Source organism: Vibrio sp. 2130-1 (genome assembly GCF_033339515.1).
In genome coordinates, this window is sequence record NZ_JAWOUT010000335.1 from 1 (window position 1) to 668 (window position 668).

Here is a 668-nt window from a genome sequence, read left to right on the forward strand (position 1 = left end):
ATGGGTTTTGGAACACCATCTGCATTTGACGTCGCATCGGACGACGCTCTTTTTCCGACTTCATCGCCGTGAGATCGATGCCTTCAAATTTCACTTGGCCAGAGTTTGGCTCATACAAACCAGCAATCACGCGCGCGATGGTCGACTTACCCGAACCTGACTCACCCACCAGACCAAACGTCTCACCTTCGTGCACCTCAAAACTCACATTGTTCGATGCCTGCACGTACTCACGGCGGCTTTCAAACAAAGAGTCCTTAGTCACAAACCTTAGGTTGACGTTTTTCACATCCAACAACGGGCCAGTGTACTCACGCTGATCTTGGCTTTGACCCAGCCAGTGATTCTTAATGTCTAGCGACTTCATTTCTGTCGCTTCTTCGATGTAACTCACCAGAGGGAAACGATCGAGCTTTCTGTCTGAGCGAGGAACCGCCGAAATCAAGCTGCGCGTGTATGGGTGATCTGGGTTACCCAACACTTTTGCCGTTGGCCCAAACTCAACAAGGTCGCCACGGTACATTACCGCCACGCGGTCTGTAACGTTTGAAACCACCCCCATGTCGTGCGTAACCAACATACAACCAACATTGTTCTGAATACACAACTCTCGGATAAGATTCAGGATTTGGTCTTGGATTGATACGTCCAGTGCCGTGGTTGGCTCA

The 668-nt window shown here is 50.1% G+C and carries 1 protein-coding gene; it reads right to left on the reverse strand.

What is annotated here, in order from left to right:
• Positions 1–668 (reverse strand): ATP-binding cassette domain-containing protein (locus R7Q09_RS26060; RefSeq protein WP_318143935.1); only part of this gene is annotated, 668 nt, incomplete at both ends.